At 51.0% G+C, this 17,322-nt stretch carries 14 protein-coding genes; 11 read left to right on the forward strand and 3 right to left on the reverse strand.

What is annotated here, in order from left to right:
* Window positions 1–162 precede the first annotated feature (162 nt).
* Genes MKX98_RS32760 through MKX98_RS32770 form a run of 3 tightly spaced genes read left to right on the forward strand, consistent with a single transcriptional unit; the run spans window position 163 to window position 4,169 of the window.
* A complete protein-coding gene (locus tag MKX98_RS32760; protein ID WP_339220547.1) occupies window positions 163–1,830 on the forward strand; it encodes a spore germination protein in 1,668 nt (555 codons plus the stop codon).
* Window positions 1,831–1,860: 30 nt separating this feature from the next.
* Window positions 1,861–2,967 (forward strand): spore germination protein, encoded by a 1,107-nt coding sequence (locus tag MKX98_RS32765; protein WP_194540095.1) that lies wholly within the window; start codon window positions 1,861–1,863, stop codon window positions 2,965–2,967.
* Entirely contained in the window at window positions 2,964–4,169 is a 1,206-nt protein-coding gene (locus MKX98_RS32770; protein ID WP_194540096.1) for a Ger(x)C family spore germination protein, read from the forward strand. The genes MKX98_RS32765 and MKX98_RS32770 overlap by 4 nt, the downstream gene beginning before the upstream one ends.
* Before the next feature lie 48 nt (window positions 4,170–4,217).
* Here MKX98_RS32770 and MKX98_RS32775 read toward each other — a convergent pair whose 3' ends face one another.
* Complete coding sequence (locus tag MKX98_RS32775) at window positions 4,218–5,633, reverse strand: hypothetical protein (RefSeq protein ID WP_194540097.1); 1,416 nt, start codon at window positions 5,631–5,633, stop codon at window positions 4,218–4,220.
* Window positions 5,634–5,827: 194 nt separating this feature from the next.
* Between MKX98_RS32775 and MKX98_RS32780 the strand changes: the two genes are divergently transcribed.
* The 6 genes from MKX98_RS32780 (at window position 5,828) to MKX98_RS32805 (ending at window position 12,975) form a co-directional block, all read left to right on the forward strand.
* Complete coding sequence (locus tag MKX98_RS32780; protein ID WP_220687187.1) at window positions 5,828–6,529, forward strand: response regulator transcription factor; 702 nt, start codon at window positions 5,828–5,830, stop codon at window positions 6,527–6,529.
* The gene (locus tag MKX98_RS32785; RefSeq protein WP_339220550.1) at window positions 6,526–7,536 is read left to right on the forward strand and encodes a sensor histidine kinase; all 1,011 of its coding nucleotides are present in this window, start codon (window positions 6,526–6,528) and stop codon (window positions 7,534–7,536) included. Before MKX98_RS32780 ends, MKX98_RS32785 begins: the two co-directional genes overlap by 4 nt.
* A gap of 192 nt (window positions 7,537–7,728) precedes the next feature.
* A complete protein-coding gene (locus MKX98_RS32790; RefSeq protein WP_071220513.1) occupies window positions 7,729–8,499 on the forward strand; it encodes an ABC transporter ATP-binding protein in 771 nt (256 codons plus the stop codon).
* Window positions 8,474–10,405: an ABC transporter permease gene (locus MKX98_RS32795; protein WP_339220553.1), complete on the forward strand. Its 1,932-nt coding sequence runs from the start codon at window positions 8,474–8,476 to the stop codon at window positions 10,403–10,405. The genes MKX98_RS32790 and MKX98_RS32795 overlap by 26 nt, the downstream gene beginning before the upstream one ends.
* Window positions 10,406–10,408: 3 nt before the next feature.
* Complete coding sequence (locus MKX98_RS32800; RefSeq protein ID WP_339220554.1) at window positions 10,409–11,497, forward strand: DUF418 domain-containing protein; 1,089 nt, start codon at window positions 10,409–10,411, stop codon at window positions 11,495–11,497.
* Between the two features lie 117 nt (window positions 11,498–11,614).
* Window positions 11,615–12,975, forward strand: a protein-coding gene (locus MKX98_RS32805; RefSeq protein WP_339219424.1) for an IS1182 family transposase whose coding sequence is annotated in 2 segments (ribosomal slippage) — window positions 11,615–12,182 and window positions 12,182–12,975 — 1,362 coding nt in all. Because the reading frame shifts where the segments join, the coding sequence is not laid out codon by codon here.
* 92 nt (window positions 12,976–13,067) lie between these two features.
* Here MKX98_RS32805 and MKX98_RS32810 read toward each other — a convergent pair.
* Both MKX98_RS32810 and MKX98_RS32815 read right to left on the reverse strand, forming a co-directional pair.
* Complete coding sequence (locus tag MKX98_RS32810) at window positions 13,068–13,754, reverse strand: hypothetical protein (RefSeq protein WP_339220555.1); 687 nt, start codon at window positions 13,752–13,754, stop codon at window positions 13,068–13,070.
* Window positions 13,755–13,895: 141 nt separating this feature from the next.
* Complete coding sequence (locus tag MKX98_RS32815) at window positions 13,896–15,248, reverse strand: PLP-dependent aminotransferase family protein (protein ID WP_339220556.1); 1,353 nt, start codon at window positions 15,246–15,248, stop codon at window positions 13,896–13,898.
* A 129-nt stretch (window positions 15,249–15,377) separates the two neighbouring features.
* Here MKX98_RS32815 and MKX98_RS32820 point away from each other — a divergent pair, with 129 nt between their 5' ends.
* Both MKX98_RS32820 and MKX98_RS32825 read left to right on the forward strand, forming a co-directional pair.
* Window positions 15,378–16,619 carry an MFS transporter gene (locus MKX98_RS32820; protein ID WP_339220557.1) on the forward strand — a complete coding sequence of 414 codons (1,242 nt, stop codon included), beginning with the start codon at window positions 15,378–15,380 and terminating at the stop codon, window positions 16,617–16,619.
* A gap of 30 nt (window positions 16,620–16,649) precedes the next feature.
* Entirely contained in the window at window positions 16,650–17,255 is a 606-nt protein-coding gene (locus MKX98_RS32825; RefSeq protein ID WP_339220559.1) for a DJ-1/PfpI family protein, read from the forward strand.
* The last annotated feature ends 67 nt before the right edge of the window (window positions 17,256–17,322 follow it).

Consider the following 17,322-nt stretch of genomic DNA (forward strand, 5'->3'; position numbering starts at 1 on the left):
CCTTTTTGTTATCCCGTTTTTCAGCAATTGGTTATATAACTTCAACGGCGCAGGGTATTCTTCCTGATATTCAAATAACAGGAATTTTCAAGATCACCTCGGGTAACAATACACTTGATTCACACTATGATCTATTGCTAAAAAATTGCGGGGTGACTTTCATTGTGGTCAGTAATTGTATCCTATATTCCGAAGTGGACGATTTGGGTTCAAGCTTTACTACTCGTACTGGTACCCTTCCTCATGCTGGCGTTAACCCATTGGTTTCGCAAATCTATTAATTCGAGTTACGCCCTCAAACCGAACAAGCCCTCTCCCCCCGAGAGAGAGGATAGCGTTTCGCCACAGGCTCTCTTGACGGGGCTTTACGATGCGGATTTAACATCCGTCCGTAAAGCAATCGGTAACAACGGGGACGTGGAAATCAGAGAATTTACGATCCGGGGAACGGGAACGCGGGCAGCCATCGTTTTTGTCGACGGATTGATGAACAACGATCTTATGGACACCCATCTTATAAGGCCCCTCATGTTGGTGGGAATTCCAGAAGCGGAGCAGGAACAGTTCAATCGTTCAAGCGATACGATCAAATCCTATATCAGCAGCCAGATGCTCCCTGTAAGCGAAATTAAACATACCGCTAGATTACTGGAACTCGTACAATCTGTTCTTGTGGGCACAACCGGTTTATTGGTAGATGGAATGCAAGGCGCCTTCCTGGTTGGTTCTGCCAAGGGGAAGAGCCGAAATCTGGAGGAACCTCTATCCGAAGCACTTCTTCGAGGCCCGCGTGTCGGGTTTACCGAGAGATTGGCCGACAATACAGGATTACTGCGGCTTCACGGAAAAAACGAAAGCCTTCTGCTCACCCGATTTGAGGTTGGGAACCGCGTGAAAAAGGATCTGATCATTGCCTATATGAAGGATATTGCCGACCCGAAGCTAGTAGAGGAGGTCGTTACGCGAATTCAGAAACTCGAAATTGATGACCCTCTCGAGTCAGGATACATCGAGCAATTGATTGAGGAAAATGTCATGAGTCCTTTTCAGCAAGTGCAGAACACGGAAAGACCCGACAGGGTGATCGGGGCTTTACTGGAAGGGCGGGTAGCTATCCTGCTTGATGGCACGCCGTATGCGCTAATCGTCCCTGTCACGTTCAGCATGCTGCTGCAGTCGCCGGAGGATTACTACGAGAGATGGATCTCGGGATCCTTTGTCCGCTTATTGCGTTTTCTCTCCGCCCTGCTGGCACTTCTGGCTCCGGCACTCTACATTTCGTTTATTTCTTTTCATCCCGGGCTGATTCCAACCAAGCTGGCGCTAACGATCATTGAAACCAGGCAAGGCGTGCCCTTTCCCTCAATCATCGAAGCGCTCATCATGGAAATCGCCATTGAAATATTGCGGGAGGCCGGGATTCGGCTCCCGAAACCCATCGGGCCTGCGATGGGCATCGTAGGCGGTCTGATTATTGGCGATGCTGCCGTACAAGCCGGTATCGTCAGTCCGTTTCTCGTTATTGTCGTGGCCGTAACCGCCATCTCTTCCTTCACGATCCCAGTATACAGTGCCGGCATTACATTGCGCGTTCTTCGGTTTACCGCGATGTTCTTTGCGGCAGTGCTTGGACTGTATGGTGTCGTGATGTTCTTCCTTCTTCTCTGCAGTCATTTGGTCATACTGAAGAGCTTCGGCGTACCTTATGCAAGTCCAATGGTGCCTTACGGCATCAGTGACTTGAAGGACTTCCTCATTCGGTTCCCGCTGAAAGTGATGAAGAAACGACCTCGAATGTTAAAACCGAACGACCCTGACCGCAGAAATTAATCATCCTAAGCACGAAATGAGGCGAGGACCATGAGCAGCTCAAATAACACCCATGACCAGATCACCACGTCTCAAGCTGCCGTCATGATCATTAACTACATGCTGGGTGCCGGTATTCTGACACTTCCCAGAACGACGGTAGAGGCTGCCAAAACGCCGGATGTGTGGATCTCGATTCTCATCTCCGGTTTGATCATCCTGTTGGCAGGAATGATCGTTGTGTCGTTATGCCGAAGATTTCAAGGGAAAACATGGTTTCAATTTGTACCTGAGATCACCGGGAAATGGCTGGCTTTTGTTCTAGGCCTGCTGTTTATTGGTTATTTCATTATCATCGCCGCTTTTGAGATCCGGATTATGGCGGAGGTAACGGGGTTATATCTGCTGGAAGGCACACCCGTCTGGGCCATCGTGATGACCTTTATGTGGATCGGCCTGTATTTGACCACCGGGGGGATCAACAGCATCGCCAGAATCTGCGAGATCATTCTACCGATTACGCTGGTTTTTTTCCTCATAGCGATTCTGTTGAGCAGCAATATTTTTGATATCAAAAACTTAAGGCCGGTACTCGGCTCAGGGTTTATGCCCGTGATTCGGGGGTTAAAGCCATCTTTACTATCTTTTACGGGTTACGAGATCATGTTTGTTGCCATGGCGTTTATGAAGTCTCCCAAAAAAGGCACCAAAGCCATGCTCGTTGGCATTACGGTTCCCCTGGTTATCTATTTAATCACCGTCATTATGGTTATTGGCGGGCTGTCCATAAACGGAGTTGAAACAAGAACATGGCCGACACTGGACTTAATGCGGAGTTTTGAAATGCAGGGACTGATATTCGAACGTTTTGAGTCCCTGCTGCTTGTCATCTGGATCATGCAAATATTCTCGACCTTTGCGATAACGCATTACGCAGCCTCGTTAGGATGGTCCCAGCTGCTTAAGACGAAAATACGGCCCTTTCTCTTTATCCTGCTTCCTGTCATCTTCCTCATCGCGATGATTCCGAAGGACGTATCGGAAACATTCAAGCTGGGAGATGTGGTAGGCAATGCCTCTATCTACTTATTTGGCGCTTTACCATTACTCTTGCTTCTGATCAGCATTGCCCGTAAGAAAGGTGTGAAGCCGAAATGAACAGGTATTTACGATTTACGTCACTATGGACGGCCAGCATCCTGCTGTTTCTGACTACCGGCTGCTGGAGCAGCAACGAAATTGAGGATGTCAGCGTCTATGTTGGATTGGGACTCGATGCAGCGAATGAATCCAGATTCGAACGAGATATCAATAAACAAGGGGCATCCTATCCGAAGAAGAAAGTACTGACGGCAACGGTTCAGATCGTACCCCCAATTACGGGAAAGAACGAAAAGCAAGGAGGTTCCAGTTCTTCATCGCCAAGCAAGGCCTACCTGAACGAACAGCTGACGGGCGACTCCATCATTCAAATCTTTCGCCAATTTGCATTACGTAGAGACCGGCCGCTTATCGGCCACCATCTGAAGGTTATCGTCGTTTCTAGCGAATTAGCCAAAAGGTACAGCTTGGAACAGGTATTTGACTTTATTCTCCGCGATAATGACATCCGCCCCAGCTGCCTAGTGGTGGTCAGCCACCGAAGCGCGCTTGAAGCGTTAAGCTCCACTGAACCCGGGGAGATCCCTGCTTTTTACTTGATGGGACTCGTGGATAACCGTTATCGTTCCAACAAAATCATCCCGCCCGTGACACTCATTAAGCTTGACAGCGCCATGCAATCCGGGGAAAGCTTCCTGTTACAAAATGTCGTTACCGCTCAAAGCGAGCATAAATTCTCAGGAGCCGCCATTTTCAAAGGCAAGACCAAGAAATGGATCGGGGAATTAAGCCAATATGATCTGGAAGGCTTGTCTTGGATTACGGCAGACGTGATGGGAGGCGCGCTGAAGACGTATGCGCCGAAGACCGGCCATACCGTAACCTTTGAACCCAAGAAATCCCACAGCACCATCATACCAAAGGTTCAGGGAGACGACATTTCATTTCATATCAAGGTTAATGCAGAAGGCAGACTAATCGAGGATTGGAGCTTTCCGGAAATTCCCTCATCGGGTGGATACATCTCAGAGATGGAGCAGCAGTTTGAAGAAGAGGCCCGTAAACAGATCAAACAGGTCCTGAACAAAATGCAGCATGTCTATCATGTGGACGTTGGGGGTTTTGGCAATGAAATCCGCATCAAACATCCGAAAGTGTGGAAGAAGGTGCAGGAGAATTGGGATGAAACCTTCAGTCATATCCCCATTACGTATGAAGTAAACATGCGAATCACCGACTTCGGTTCCTCAACAGATTAAACGAGCGCTGACAATGACGGTCAGCGCTCTTTAAGTTCTCGCTGTTGATTACACCAGAAACATCGCTACGACTGTAGTAGCAGCCAGACCCAGCAGCACCGGCTTCAAATTTCGCCTTGCCAGCTCGAATGGGCTGACTCCGCAGATGGCTGCAGCCGGAATCAACGCCCACGGAATGAGCGTGCCGCCGCCTACCCAGATGGCGGCAACCTGCCCAAGCGCTGTCAGTGTAGCCGCACCTGAGCCGATAGCCGTAGCGAACAGCTGCGCGATCGATCCGGCTAACGAGATACCGGAGAAACCCGAACCGTCCAGACCCGTAATGGCACCGGTGATCGTCAACGTTACCGAACCTACCGCGCCGTTCAGCGGCACCGCATTCGCGAGGGCAACCCCCAGGTCGTTCACGATGCCATGGGATGCTTCCGGAAGCACTTTACCGAATAAATCGGTAAATGCCGCATCCCCCAAATAGAAGAACGCCGCGATAGGAATGACAGGACCGAATACCTTGAATCCAAACATGAATCCCTCGATCAAATAAGAGGTGACCTTCTCCAATCCCCGGTTACGATGAGCGACCAGGGCAATGACACTGAGGATCAGGACGGCTGTGCCGCCGACCAAGGCCGTTGCATCTCCGCCCTGCAGCTTTAGGATGAACATGACGACAACATCTGCTGCGAACAACAGCAGAATGACGATAGCCAACCATTTTTTCATAGCCGGGGATATGGCCGCAACAGCCTCATCCTCTTCGGTACGCGTGGTGAGCGTGTCTCCCGTGTTTTTAATGGTTACCAGTCCATCTCTCCAGCTGCCGTTCCGCTGATCTCTGCGCATCATCCAGAATGCCGCCACGGTTGTTACAAGTCCCATCACGATCACGAGCGGCACACTGGCAGCCATGACACTGGATACAGGCAATCCAGCCGCATCCGCGGTTAATTTGGGCGCCCCCTGGATAATATAGTCTCCCGATAACGCAATGCCGTGTCCGAACAGATTCATTGCCACCGCCGCACCGAGAGCCGGCAAACCCACACGGATAGCCACAGGGAGCAAGACCGCACCAATTAACGCAACTGCTGGTGACGGCCAGAAGAAAAAGGACGTTACCATCATAATGATTCCGATGCCCCAGTAAGCCATCGCGGGAGTACGCAGAAAGCGGGTTAACGGAGCCACCATCGTCTCGTTGATCCCCGTCTTGATCAAGACCCGGCTCATCGCCACGATGATGGATATAATCATGATGGTGCCCATCAGCTCTTTGGTCGCATAGATGAATGAATCAAACACACCGGAGACCGAGCCGCTCAGCGTTTCCGTTGCCAGAAGGCCAAGCGCAAATATTCCGGTAATACAAACAAGCGCCGTATCGCGCCGCCGAATCAACAGCGTCATGATCAGGACGATAAACGCCAGATACACCCAGTGAATCGCGGTTAAATGAATCCCCATATGAATCACGCCCTTTCCCAGGCAGCAGGTTTGATGTGACTACATCTTATGCATGGGCCTGGGCAAAGGTTAATTTGGGATCGTACAATTGGTTACCTTCCGTTCAGAAACATGAACCTCTGGATTTCCAACGCCCTCTCCAATTCGGTATAGTAAGTACATAATGTAGTTAGGAGTTCAAAGGAGCTGGAACCGTGTATACCATCCTGATTGTGGAAGACGATGAACGAATCGCGGATAAATTAAGATCGGCTATTTCCAAATATGATTTCAACGTACGGATCACCGAAGACTTCAGCCGCGTGATGGACATTTTTGCGGATACGAAGCCGGATCTTGTTCTGCTGGATGTCAATCTGCCGAAATTCGACGGATTCTATTGGTGCAGGCAAATCCGTACCCAATCGCACTGCCCAATCATCTTCATCTCGGCCCGAGACAGCGGCATGGATCAGATTATGGCCTTGGAAAACGGGGCGGACGATTATATTACGAAGCCGTTTGACATGGAGCTTGTTCTGGCGAAAATCCGCAGCCACCTGCGCCGTGCGGTCGGTGCCTATGCCTCCGGCCAGGAGGATGAGCATACCATCGAAAGCGCCGGTCTTATCATCTATCCCGAGCGATTCGTTGTGACCTATGGAGACGAATCAGCCGAGCTTACCCAAAAGGAAGCAGCCCTGCTGACGATGCTGATGGAAAAAGAGGGCCGTGTGGTCAGCCGCGAGCGGCTGCTGGACCTGATGTGGGAGGATCAGCACTTCATTGATGACAATACGTTAAATGTTTATATTACAAGGGTTCGTCGCAAGCTTCGTGAGCTGGGCGCCGGAGATCTTATCGAAACCGTCCGGGGAGCAGGCTACCGGTTCATGACGGGCAGGGAGACCCCATGAAACTTTTCTTGCGGGAGCATCTCCCGCTCATGCTGTTTTTTACCGTTCAAATGCTGCTTGTCCCCCTGCTGTACTGGCTTACCGGTGAAGGCAGGCCCTTTACTGTCGTACTATACGGTGTGCTGTTAAGCAGTGTCGTGCTGCTTCTCTATCTTGCTTACCGGTATCTTTCCCATCGCACGATGTATCGGGAGCTTTCTTCTGAGAAGCTTTCGGAGAAGGAATTCTTAAGCCCTCCCCTGGGCGAAGCGCCACTGCCGGAAGCGATACACGAACGGATCGGCCATTATGAGCGCTTATACCGCCAACAGCTGCATCGCCATCAAAGCCAAACCGACCAGCATCTCGCTTTCGTCAACCGCTGGGTACATCAGATGAAGACCCCGCTGTCGGTTATTCAGTTGACGCTCGATGAAGTCGAAGAGGCACCCGCCGAGCATATTCGGGGAGAGCTTGATCGTATTCGCAAAGGCCTCGAAATGGTGCTGTACACCGCGCGCCTGGACCGGTTCGAGCAGGATTTTGCTGTAGAAGCCATCGGGCTCCGTGCTGCGGTAAGCGAATCCGTGGTCGAGAACCGCAAGCTGTTCATTCGCAAGGGGATTACGCCTGTGTTCCAAATCGATGATCGGATCTCCGTCTATACGGATGCCAAATGGTTTCGTTTTATGCTGGGTCAGATATTGACGAACGCCGTGAACTACTCGGGCAGCCCCGGCAAGAAGATTCAATTAACCGCAGAAGCAGCGGGGAAACACATCAAACTCCATATCCGCGATGAGGGAATCGGCATAGCACCGGAGGACATCAACCGGGTGTTCCATCCCTACTTTACCGGAGAGCGCGGTCGGCAATATCATGAATCCACCGGCATGGGCCTGTATCTTGTCCGTGAAATCACTCATAAGCTGGATCACTCCGTTGAGTTGGAATCTAAGTTGGGCGAGGGAACCACCGTTACTTTGATGATGCGCAGAGCCGAAAACCAAGACACATCTGGAACTTAGGTGTGTCTTCTTTGTACTGGAGGAATGACCACAAACCTCACACCCATAACCTTTAGATACGAACAAAATATACGAACATAACCTTATGGTAGTTGTAAGCTCCGTTTCACCTAAATCCATAGCAGGGCCAGGTCAGTATACGATAGAGTTAGGCTACACTAATAAGGTATACAGAAAGGAGCTTCTGGGTTTATGGATATTCTTGAAGTAAAAGCATTAAACAAAGTATATGCGGGCAAAGTGGCGACACAAGCTCTTACCGATATTCATCTCACTATCAAAGAAGGAGAATTCGTCGGCATCATGGGCCCTTCAGGCAGCGGCAAAACCACCCTGCTGAACATGGTATCCACCATCGATCGTCCAAGCTCGGGCGAGGTCAAGATCGGGGGCAAAAATCCTTACACCATGAAAAAAAGCGAGCTTGCCCACTTCCGCCGCAGACAGCTCGGCTTTGTGTTTCAAGATTTCAACCTGCTCGATACGTTAACCGTTGCCGAGAACATCGTGCTTCCGCTTACGCTGGACCGCCGTCCGCTCAAGGACATGGAGTCGCTGCTGCAGCAAACCGCTTCACGGCTTGGCATCCGCGAAATTCTGAATAAACGCGTGTACGAGATTTCGGGAGGTCAACGACAGCGCACCGCGATTGCCAGGGCTATCATCAGCGCGCCGCTGTTACTGCTTGCGGATGAGCCTACAGGCGCACTCGATTCCAACTCCTCACGGATCGTGATGGAGTCGTTAGCCGAGATTAACGAGCGGGATCGCACCACATTAATGCTGGTTACGCATGATCCTCTCGCCGCAAGCTATTGCAACCGCATCGTTTTTATTAAAGACGGCAAGTTGGCCGCCGAAATTCACCGCGGAGAGAACCGGCAGGCCTTTTTCCAAAAAATCATCGATACGCTATCGTTCTGGGGAGGGAATACAAGTGAGCTTTCCTCAATTCGCGTTTAACAACGTCCGGCGTAACGCACGTCAATATTTCGCTTACCTGCTCAGCAGCTCGTTCATGGTCATGATCTTTTTTACGTATGCGGTATTCATCTATCATCCGGCCATTGAGAATTCGCCTATGGGCACGATGACGCGTACGGGAATGACAATCGCCACGGTCATCGTCTACGTGTTTGCGTTCTTATTCGTGCTGTATTCGATCAGCGTCTTTCTGAAGTCGCGGAACCGGGAGTTCGGCATTCTGACCATCCTCGGAGCTGAAGCCAAACAGATCAATTGGCTGATCTTCCTCGAGAACATTCTGATTGGCGCCATTGCCATCGTAACGGGCATAGCCAGCGGAATGCTGTTATCCAAAGTATTCCTGCTCATCAGCACCAAAGTCATCGATATGGACGAGCTGCCGTTCTATTGGCCGGTTAAAGCGATGCTGCTTACCGCCGGTGCGTTCGCTGCGCTGTTTCTCGTCATTTCGCTCTTCACCTTGTTATTTATCCGGAAGAATCAAGTCCTGGAGCTTCTCAAAGGCACCAGCAAACCAAAAACCGAACCGAGAGCCAATCTGTTCCTGGCCCTCTTGGGCGTGGTGCTGCTTACCATCGGCTTCACCGTCCTTCGCGTCAAAGAGTTAGATCCTGTGGCACTGATCATTGCCGCGGTAACCGGCATTATGGGCACGTATTTCTTCTACTCCCAGCTATCCGTGTGGATTGTCCGTATGCTGCAGCGAAATCGCAGGGCCACCTGGAAAGGAACAAACCTGCTATGGATTTCCGAAATGAGTTACAAGATTAAGGATAATGCCCGCATGCTGTTTCTGGTCACGGTTGTGGTTGCACTGGCTTCCATGAGCACCGGTTTCGTACTGGCTATGCAGCAATCGATCAAATCGGTGTATGTAGATAACCCGTATGCGCTTAGTTACAGCTACAGCTATATCGCCGACGAGACTAAAGTGCAGGATGAGTTGGCCCTGATTGAAAATCATCTGCAGACAGAAGGGCTGGAGTATAAACGGGCGGAGGTCGAAACCATCTATTATCGCTTGTCAGCGAATGGAGAGGACTCCTTACACATCATCCCGCAATCCCAATACGACCGTTTGGCTGCTTTGATAAATACCAAGCCGGCCGGGACATTCGGCGAGAATGAAGCCTTACTGGCGGAAACGCCGAATGCAGCGAAGAAGAGTAAAGGGAAGCTAACGGAAGCGGATATCGAATTATCCGGTCAACCCTACTCTTTCATCTTGAAGAACCGCACAGACCGGATTGCGGCTTTGGTATACAGCGGCAGATTGCTTGTCGTTACGGACACCATGTTTGAAGAACTAAGGGGCGGGAACAAAGCAGATGAAATCAGTGTGAGTTATACGTATCCGTTTATTCTTCCCGATTCGCAAGGGCTCCCTCAGAAGGATGATCCTGAAACCAAGCTCGGCCTTGAGTTGTCGGAATGGAACAGAAGTACAATCAGTGAAGGATTTATCGATTCCAGGGCGGAGAACTATTACGTCAATAAACAAGGATTTTCGTTATTCAGCTTTATCGGGGTGTTTGTCGCCTTAATCTTCTCGATCTCATCCGCCAGCTTCCTGTATTTCAAGCTGCATACGGAGCTTTCAGCTGACCAGGCGATGTACCGGTCCCTGTCCAAGATCGGACTCAGCGCCCGTGAGATGAACATCTCCGCGACGATTCAGATTGCTGTGCTGTTCTTTATCCCCATTCTGGTTGCAGCCCTGCAGTCCTTAGTCGTGCTCGGCCCGGTTCTTGCATACCTGGATTCTCCTTTCGTTAGTGGTCCTGTATTGGCGGCTTCATCGGCATTCTTGGCCGCTCAAATGATTTATTTCCTGATCGCCAGAGCCCGTTATATCAAGTCTGTAAATAGGATGATGGTGTAACTAATGGCTCCTGTAAAAAATGAGACCGTGATGAAACGCCAGCCTGCCACTGGAAAGGGGCGATTGCACTTTTTAGACCAGTTCAGGGGTTTTGCGCTGCTTGGTCTGCCGTTTGTTAACGTATTGGCGCTTTGGCTCATCGCCACGCCGGAAACTTCAGCGGATTTTTGGCTGCAGCGCGTGCTTACCTTTTTCGTGGAGGCCCGATTCTACACGATCTTCACGTTCCTGTTCGGGCTGGGGTTCTACATGTTCCTATCCCGAAGCGCTGTTGCGGGAGGAAAGCCAAGGCTTCGGCTGTATATCCGCCGGTTAGCGATCTTGGTGCTAATGGGGTTCATACATCAGCATTATCAATCGGGGGAGGCATTATTTCATTATGCGATTGTCGGCCTGCTAGCGCTTCCCCTCTATTGGGCGCCAAGGAGAGTTAATCTAGGTATTGGAGTAGTCGGGTTTACGGTTGCGGCCGTCATGGGAGTCAAGCTGCTTACCATTCCGTTTCTGATCCTGTTAGGGCTAGCCGCGGGCCAATACCGATTACACGAAGCAATCAGCAAGGGAATACGATGGAGTAAGCTGCACATGGTGTGGCTGCTGTCATTACTCGGAACCGTCATTGCGATTGGGGCCATGTGGTGGGCAGCACCTCCCGAGCCGATGCCCCCGTTTCTATTCATGATAGAAGGCGAATCGCCGTCATCGACCATGCAGGCAGCCTTAACTCTGGCACATATCGGGGTGGCAACGGGTCCTATCGTGTCTGCATTTTATCTGAGCTCGCTCTTATTGCTGGGGCGCACCCGTTTAGGCGCAAGGATACTGTATCCGTTACAGGCATACGGCCGGATGGCGCTTACCAACTACATCGGACAAACCGTCTTTCTGGTAGGTATTCAGCGCTTCATACTGAACACCACACCGACGACTTATGTCGTATCTACACTCGTTTCCCTTGGGATTGTGGTCTGTCAGATCATAGCCAGCAATCTGTGGATGCGTTGGTTCCAATACGGACCCCTCGAATGGTTGTGGAGATGCGGCACCTATTGGACGATCGTGCCGATTCGCAAAAAAGCAGGAAACCTATAGGTCTCCTCAGGCTGTCGAGAAAGTCTCGACAGCTATTTTTTGTGTATTTAGTTCAACACGACACCGCGTTAATATTATATAATATTAGTAAATAAACCGTTCGGAAGGGTGTTAAATATGTTGCGTTCTAACCGAGAAAAACAGCAGGCTTACGAGTTTGTTTCGATTGAAGAATTGGTTCCTCAAGATCATCTGCTCCGTAAAGTGGACAAGTATATCGATTTCTCTTTCATCGACGAAAAGGTCCGTCCGCTTTACTGTGCTGATAATGGGCGACCAGCCATCGATCCTGTCGTGTTATTTAAGATGATTTTCCTCGGTTATTTTTACGGCATTCGTTCAGAGCGTCAACTGGAACGCGAGATTCAGACGAATCTGGCATACCGTTGGTTTCTTGGTTTGGGATTGACAGACAAAGTTCCGGACCATACCACCATTAGCTGGAACCGACGGACTCGTTTCAAAGACACTAATATCTTTCAAGATATCTTCGATGAGATTGTGCTGCAGGCAATCGAGCATCGCATGGTCGGCGGACGAGTCCTGGTTTCGGATTCCACGCATGTGAAGGCCAATGCGAACAAACACCAGTACACCAAGCAGCAGGTTCTACAAAACACACGAGATTACATGGACGAACTCAATGGCGCAGTAGAAGCCGACCGGAAGGCGCATGGAAAAAAGCTTTAAAACCCAGAGAGGATGTGGTCGAGAAGAAAGAAATCAAGGTGAGCAAAACCGACCCGGATAGCGGTTATATGATTCGCGACGGGAAACCGGAAGGATTCTTTTATTTAGATCACCGGACCGTTGATTTGAAGTACAATCTGATTACCGATGTCCACGTCACGCCGGGAAACGTCCATGATTCTGTACCGTATTTGTCGCGTTTGGATCGCCAACGAGAGCGATTTGGTTTTGAAGTTGAAGCCGTTGCCCTGGATTCAGGCTATTTAACAACCCCCATCTGCAAAGGATTGCAGGAACGGGGGATCTTTGGAGTGATTGCTCACCGGAGATTTCATCCGACCCAAGGCTTATTTCCGAAGTGGAAGTTTACCTATGATGCCGAGCGTAACCGTTATATTTGTCCGCTCCAGCATGAATTGTTGTATCGCACCACGAATCGAGAAGGATACCGGCAATATGCCTCCGATCCGAAACACTGCAAGACTTGCCCGATGCTGGAGCAATGTACCCGTTCACGGAATCACCGCAAGGTCGTCACGCGCCATGTCTGGGAAGACAGCAAGGAATGGGTGCGAAACAACCGGCTCAGTCGATCCGGCAAGTATTTATACCGAAAACGAAAAGAAACGATTGAGCGAAGCTTCGCGGATGCCAAAGAGCTCCATGGGTTTCGCTATTGCCGGTTGCGCGGGTTGCAAAACGTCAGGGAACAAGCTCTGATGACAGCAACCGTGCAGAATATGAAGAAGATGGCGATCCACTTGGATCGCCTGGAAAACAGGGGGTAATCCCCCATTTCCCCTCTTGAATTGACCACTTAAAAAGGGAGAAACCCTGTACTTTGAAAAAAGTGCAGGGTTTCTCGACAATCTGAGGAAACCTATAGGTCTCCTGCTTTTTTTGTTTTTCGCCCTATTACCATGTAAACGCCAAATATCAGTGTCCACATAAACACCGGACCTGAGGTGATCGGATAGATGATAACGCTGAGTTTTGGAAGCAGCAGTGCTGCAGGTATGCCAATCGCTCCCCACAACCCTGCTGCTATGCCTATCCATGCCATGACCGGTTTCACAGTTTCTTCAGAGAGCAGTGCAATGCTAAGCAGGCTTATTCCGATCCAGGCTAGCATCATGGCAAAATCCCCGGCCATAATACCGAAAGCAAATAACCCGACACCCAAGGCGGCCGTCCCTGGGTCTTGCACCAAACCCCACTCCTTGGCCAGCACTGGGAGAACGGTTAATTCCATCGCGAGCACGAGCACCCATATCGTAATTGCCGCATTGAACAAGCGGGCAGCCATCATTGCAGCCGGGCGTCTACCGGCCATAGTCTCCCCGAGAGACAGTCCTCCAAGCCATAATAATACAGCCGCCAGCATCAGGCTGTGATCCCATTGCCAATAGGTTAGCATGTCCGGAATCATCGAAATCACATGATGACCCGTCCAGGGATCGGTCGCAGGAGGGTGCATAAGTGTAGCAATAACAAACAGCGCTCCGCCCAATAAAATGCTGATGCCTGCATAACGGCTAACTTGCGTACGTTCCTTCCATTTGCTCATGAGGGATTCCCACCTTCTGCTTCGTCGTCTACTTATCCTTATACTTCCCGTTCCGTAATGAAACTAGAAGTTTGAGATTGTCCGGCGACTTTGGTGAAGGGGCCCCTCCATAGCACTTCGTATCGCTCGCGCCCCCTTCCGTTATCTCATCCTCCGCTCCAGGTGCCTGATCTCCTGCTCGATGACCGTCAATCCCGCCTCAATTCGGGGTATCTCCACCCCGATCATACATAACCGGATCCTGTCATTTCGCTGATTCTCCGGCAGCAGATGCAAATCCACATTCGTAACCGAGACCCCTCTCTGCTTCAGGCGATCCTGCAGTACAGATGCCTTTACGTACTTCGGCAGGCGAAGGGTGATGAACACGCCAGAGGAAGGACAAGTATAGGGAATGCCGCTGCCGAAGACACGGGCACACGCCTCGGTGGCATAACGCATCTTCTCCCGATAATGGGCCCGGATTTTGGCAACATGGCGCCTGTACATTCCACTCTTTATGTAAATTTCAAGCGCGCCTTGGGAGAGGACCGGAGATGAAATATCCGCAGCGTTCTTGTACGTAATGAACAAATCGAGCAAGCGCTCAGGAAGAATAACGGCGCCCATCCGAATGCCCGGCAGAATCGTTTTCGAGAAGCTTTTGACATAGATGACATGGCTTGACGGATCCAGTGCGTACAAGGGGTCGGCCTTCGCATCCTCCTCCAGATCCGCCAGATAATCGTCTTCCACGATATAGACATCGTACTGCCGGGCAAGCTCGGCAATACGCATCTTCTGCTCCGGCGAATACGAGGTGCCTAGCGGGTTGAGAAACCTCGGCACCGTATAGAAGAATTTGATCTGCCCACTGCGAAAATAAGACTCTAACACCTCCAAATCGATACCCTGCTCATCGCGCTGGATTCCGATCACCGGACAGCCTGCCACGCGCGCCGCCGCCAAGAAACCGAAATACGTCGGCTGTTCTACCAGCACCGCCTGCCCCTTACCCGGAAAAGGCATGCGCGTCAGGATCGAGAAGGCCTGCTGCGCCCCAGTGACCACGGCGATTTGATCGGGTTTCGCAAAGATCTGCTGACCGTGGAAATACCTACTCAGCTCGTTCCTTAACGAGATGATCCCCTGTGGGTCGGTGTAACCAAACAGCTCCTCCTTGTACACGGAAATGGCCTTACGAAGGCAATGCTCCATCTCCTGAAACGGCAAAAAATCGCCCCGGGGTGTCGTTGAGGCGAAATCAATCGGCTCGCTGTCCGTTCGCGTCGAAGTCCGGTTCTTCCCTTCAACAAGGTAGTATCCGCTCTTGGCTACCGGGTAGATGACATCCTCGCGTTCCAAGGTCTGATATGCACGAACGACCGTGTTGGGACTGCAGGAGAACATTTTGGCCACGGCCCGGACCGAAGGCAGCTTATGGCCTGACCGGATATGCCCCCCTTCCACTTCCCGGATCATATACGCAACAATTTGCTCGTGCTTTGTATCCATCCCGCCATCCCCCTGTATTGATACAGTTGATATAAATTGTCCTTTAATTTTCCCACCCCGTGATTAAAATTAGCTTATTCCATGACATAGCTGAAGTAAAGACATACGAAGGAGCTGAAGATTGTAGGGATGAAAAAAGATCGGGGTTATGCGTGGATCATTCTGTGTTATCTATGGACACTTGGTTTTGCAGCGGCAATCAGCCGGTTTGTCATGTCTTATTACCAGCATGAAATGGCACGGGATTTGGACGTGGACCTAACCTTTATCAGCTTCACATGGTCCTTCAACATTGCCATCGCCGCTATCTGTTCTCCCCTCGGCGGATGGTTAACCGACAAATACGGCCCCCAAAAAATGATACTCCTGAACGCTCTGTTTGGCGTCTTGTCCATGCTGACCGTACTTACGCTGCATCATCCGGCGGGATTTTTCATGGGACTTGGGCTGCTCTCCGGCCTATCCGGGATGGCCGCCAGTACAGGTTATGTTGTGGTTACAAGCTGGTTCAGCCGGCATAAAGCGAAAGCACTAATGATCATGACCAGTGCAAGCTCCCTCGGACTGGCCATTCTGACGCCTCTATTTGTCAGCAATCGGGATTGGCTTGACTGGACAACGGCATTCACCATCACCTTATGGATTACGCTCATATCCATACCGCTCACTCTCCTTATCCTTAAAGAACGCCAATCGGGTCGGGGTAGAGAAAAATCCGCCGTTTCGGATTCATCTCCATCAACGGGACGGCCGCCGTTCCTCTCGATTGCCAGGGAGATGGTAACCAATCGTACGGTGCTCATGGTGGTCTTCGCCTTGTTCACTTGCGGCTTCAGCATGGGAACGGTTGAAATGCATCTGATGGCCATCCACCGGCACGATCAGGTTGGTTCGGTCATGTTCACATCCTCACTGAGCATTCTCGGCCTGCTTGAGTTGGCAGGCGGATTGCTGTTTGCCTTCCTCCTGGACAGGATGTCCAGAAGTTTGGCCCTGTCCTTGCTGTACGTGTTCCGAATCGCGGCCTTTACGGTGCTGTTCCTGCATTTCAGTATCTCTCCGATCGTCTTCTCGGTCATCTTCGGAGCCAGCTATTTAGGGGCCATCCCCGGTGGCATGTTGGTAGCTAGCGAAGGTATGGGTAATCGCTCCGTTGGATTGCAGACAGGAACGCTGCTTATTTTCCATCAAGCGGGAGCTGTTCTCGGTTCCTTCGCCGGCGGATTCCTGTTCGACCTCACGAACAGCTACCAATGGTTGATCGGCCTCAACCTGATGTTCAGCGCTTTGTCCGCTATAGGCTACTATCAAATTCATCGTGCATCGACTCGAAGACGCTCCGTCCCGGGTCACTCGGCGGCCGAGGTATAATAATAAAATCTCTATGGGCAGGTGTTCTTGATGAAAATGGCATTTATTTTGTTCCATGGGATGACATCCTTGGACCTTATCGGTTTCACCGAAGTGCTGACCAGGCTCTCCCGCATCCGCCAGGACCTGGAAGTCTCCTGGGATTACTGCGCGATGAGCCCGCAAATTACGGATGATCGCGGACTGAAGTATGTCATATCCAAGGTAAGACCGAATCTGTCGGAATATGACCTGGTCTTTGTGCCTGGCGGCTTCACCACGAGGGAGCTCAGATTCGACCCCGATGTACTGGCTTGGCTGCGGACAGGCCGGGAAGCAAAATATCTCATATCCGTGTGCACCGGGTCGCTGCTTCTTGGCGCGGCCGGGTTGCTGGAGAGCAAGCGGGCGACTTCCAATCGTTCGGCTTACGAGCTTTTGGCGCCCTACTGCAAGGAAGTCGTTCATGCTCGCATTGTACAAGATGACCGCCTCTTTACGGGCAGCGGGGTTTCTTCGTCCATCGATCTGGGCCTGTACGTACTGGAGAGGTTAACCGATGCCGCCACAGCGGAACAAGTGAAGTCGGATATGAGCTACCCATATTACCAGACGGGATCCTCATCCTCGGTCTATCATGCCAAGACGGATGTATAGGCTCCGGAGAAGGCTGGGAGTTGGCCCGCTTTCCCCGTTTCAAGGAGCCTGATAGGTTCTTAGAAGC

It is taken from the genome of Paenibacillus sp. FSL W7-1332, from assembly GCF_037969785.1.
In the GTDB taxonomy this organism is placed as follows: Bacteria; Bacillota; Bacilli; order Paenibacillales; family Paenibacillaceae; genus Paenibacillus_AQ.

Bases quoted from the DNA above. Each gene is read 5' to 3' on its own strand.
- MKX98_RS32765 (WP_194540095.1), top strand. From the start codon at position 1,861: ATGAGCAGCTCAAATAACACCCATGACCAGATCACCACGTCTCAAGCT.
- MKX98_RS32775 (WP_194540097.1), bottom strand. From the start codon at position 5,633: ATGGGGATTCATTTAACCGCGATTCACTGGGTGTATCTGGCGTTTATC.
- MKX98_RS32820 (WP_339220557.1), top strand. From the start codon at position 15,378: ATGAAAAAAGATCGGGGTTATGCGTGGATCATTCTGTGTTATCTATGG.
- MKX98_RS32800 (WP_339220554.1), top strand. From the start codon at position 10,409: ATGGCTCCTGTAAAAAATGAGACCGTGATGAAACGCCAGCCTGCCACT.
- MKX98_RS32785 (WP_339220550.1), top strand. From the start codon at position 6,526: ATGAAACTTTTCTTGCGGGAGCATCTCCCGCTCATGCTGTTTTTTACC.
- MKX98_RS32810 (WP_339220555.1), bottom strand. From the start codon at position 13,754: ATGAGCAAATGGAAGGAACGTACGCAAGTTAGCCGTTATGCAGGCATC.
- MKX98_RS32770 (WP_194540096.1), top strand. From the start codon at position 2,964: ATGAACAGGTATTTACGATTTACGTCACTATGGACGGCCAGCATCCTG.
- MKX98_RS32790 (WP_071220513.1), top strand. From the start codon at position 7,729: ATGGATATTCTTGAAGTAAAAGCATTAAACAAAGTATATGCGGGCAAA.
- MKX98_RS32815 (WP_339220556.1), bottom strand. From the start codon at position 15,248: ATGGATACAAAGCACGAGCAAATTGTTGCGTATATGATCCGGGAAGTG.
- MKX98_RS32825 (WP_339220559.1), top strand. From the start codon at position 16,650: ATGAAAATGGCATTTATTTTGTTCCATGGGATGACATCCTTGGACCTT.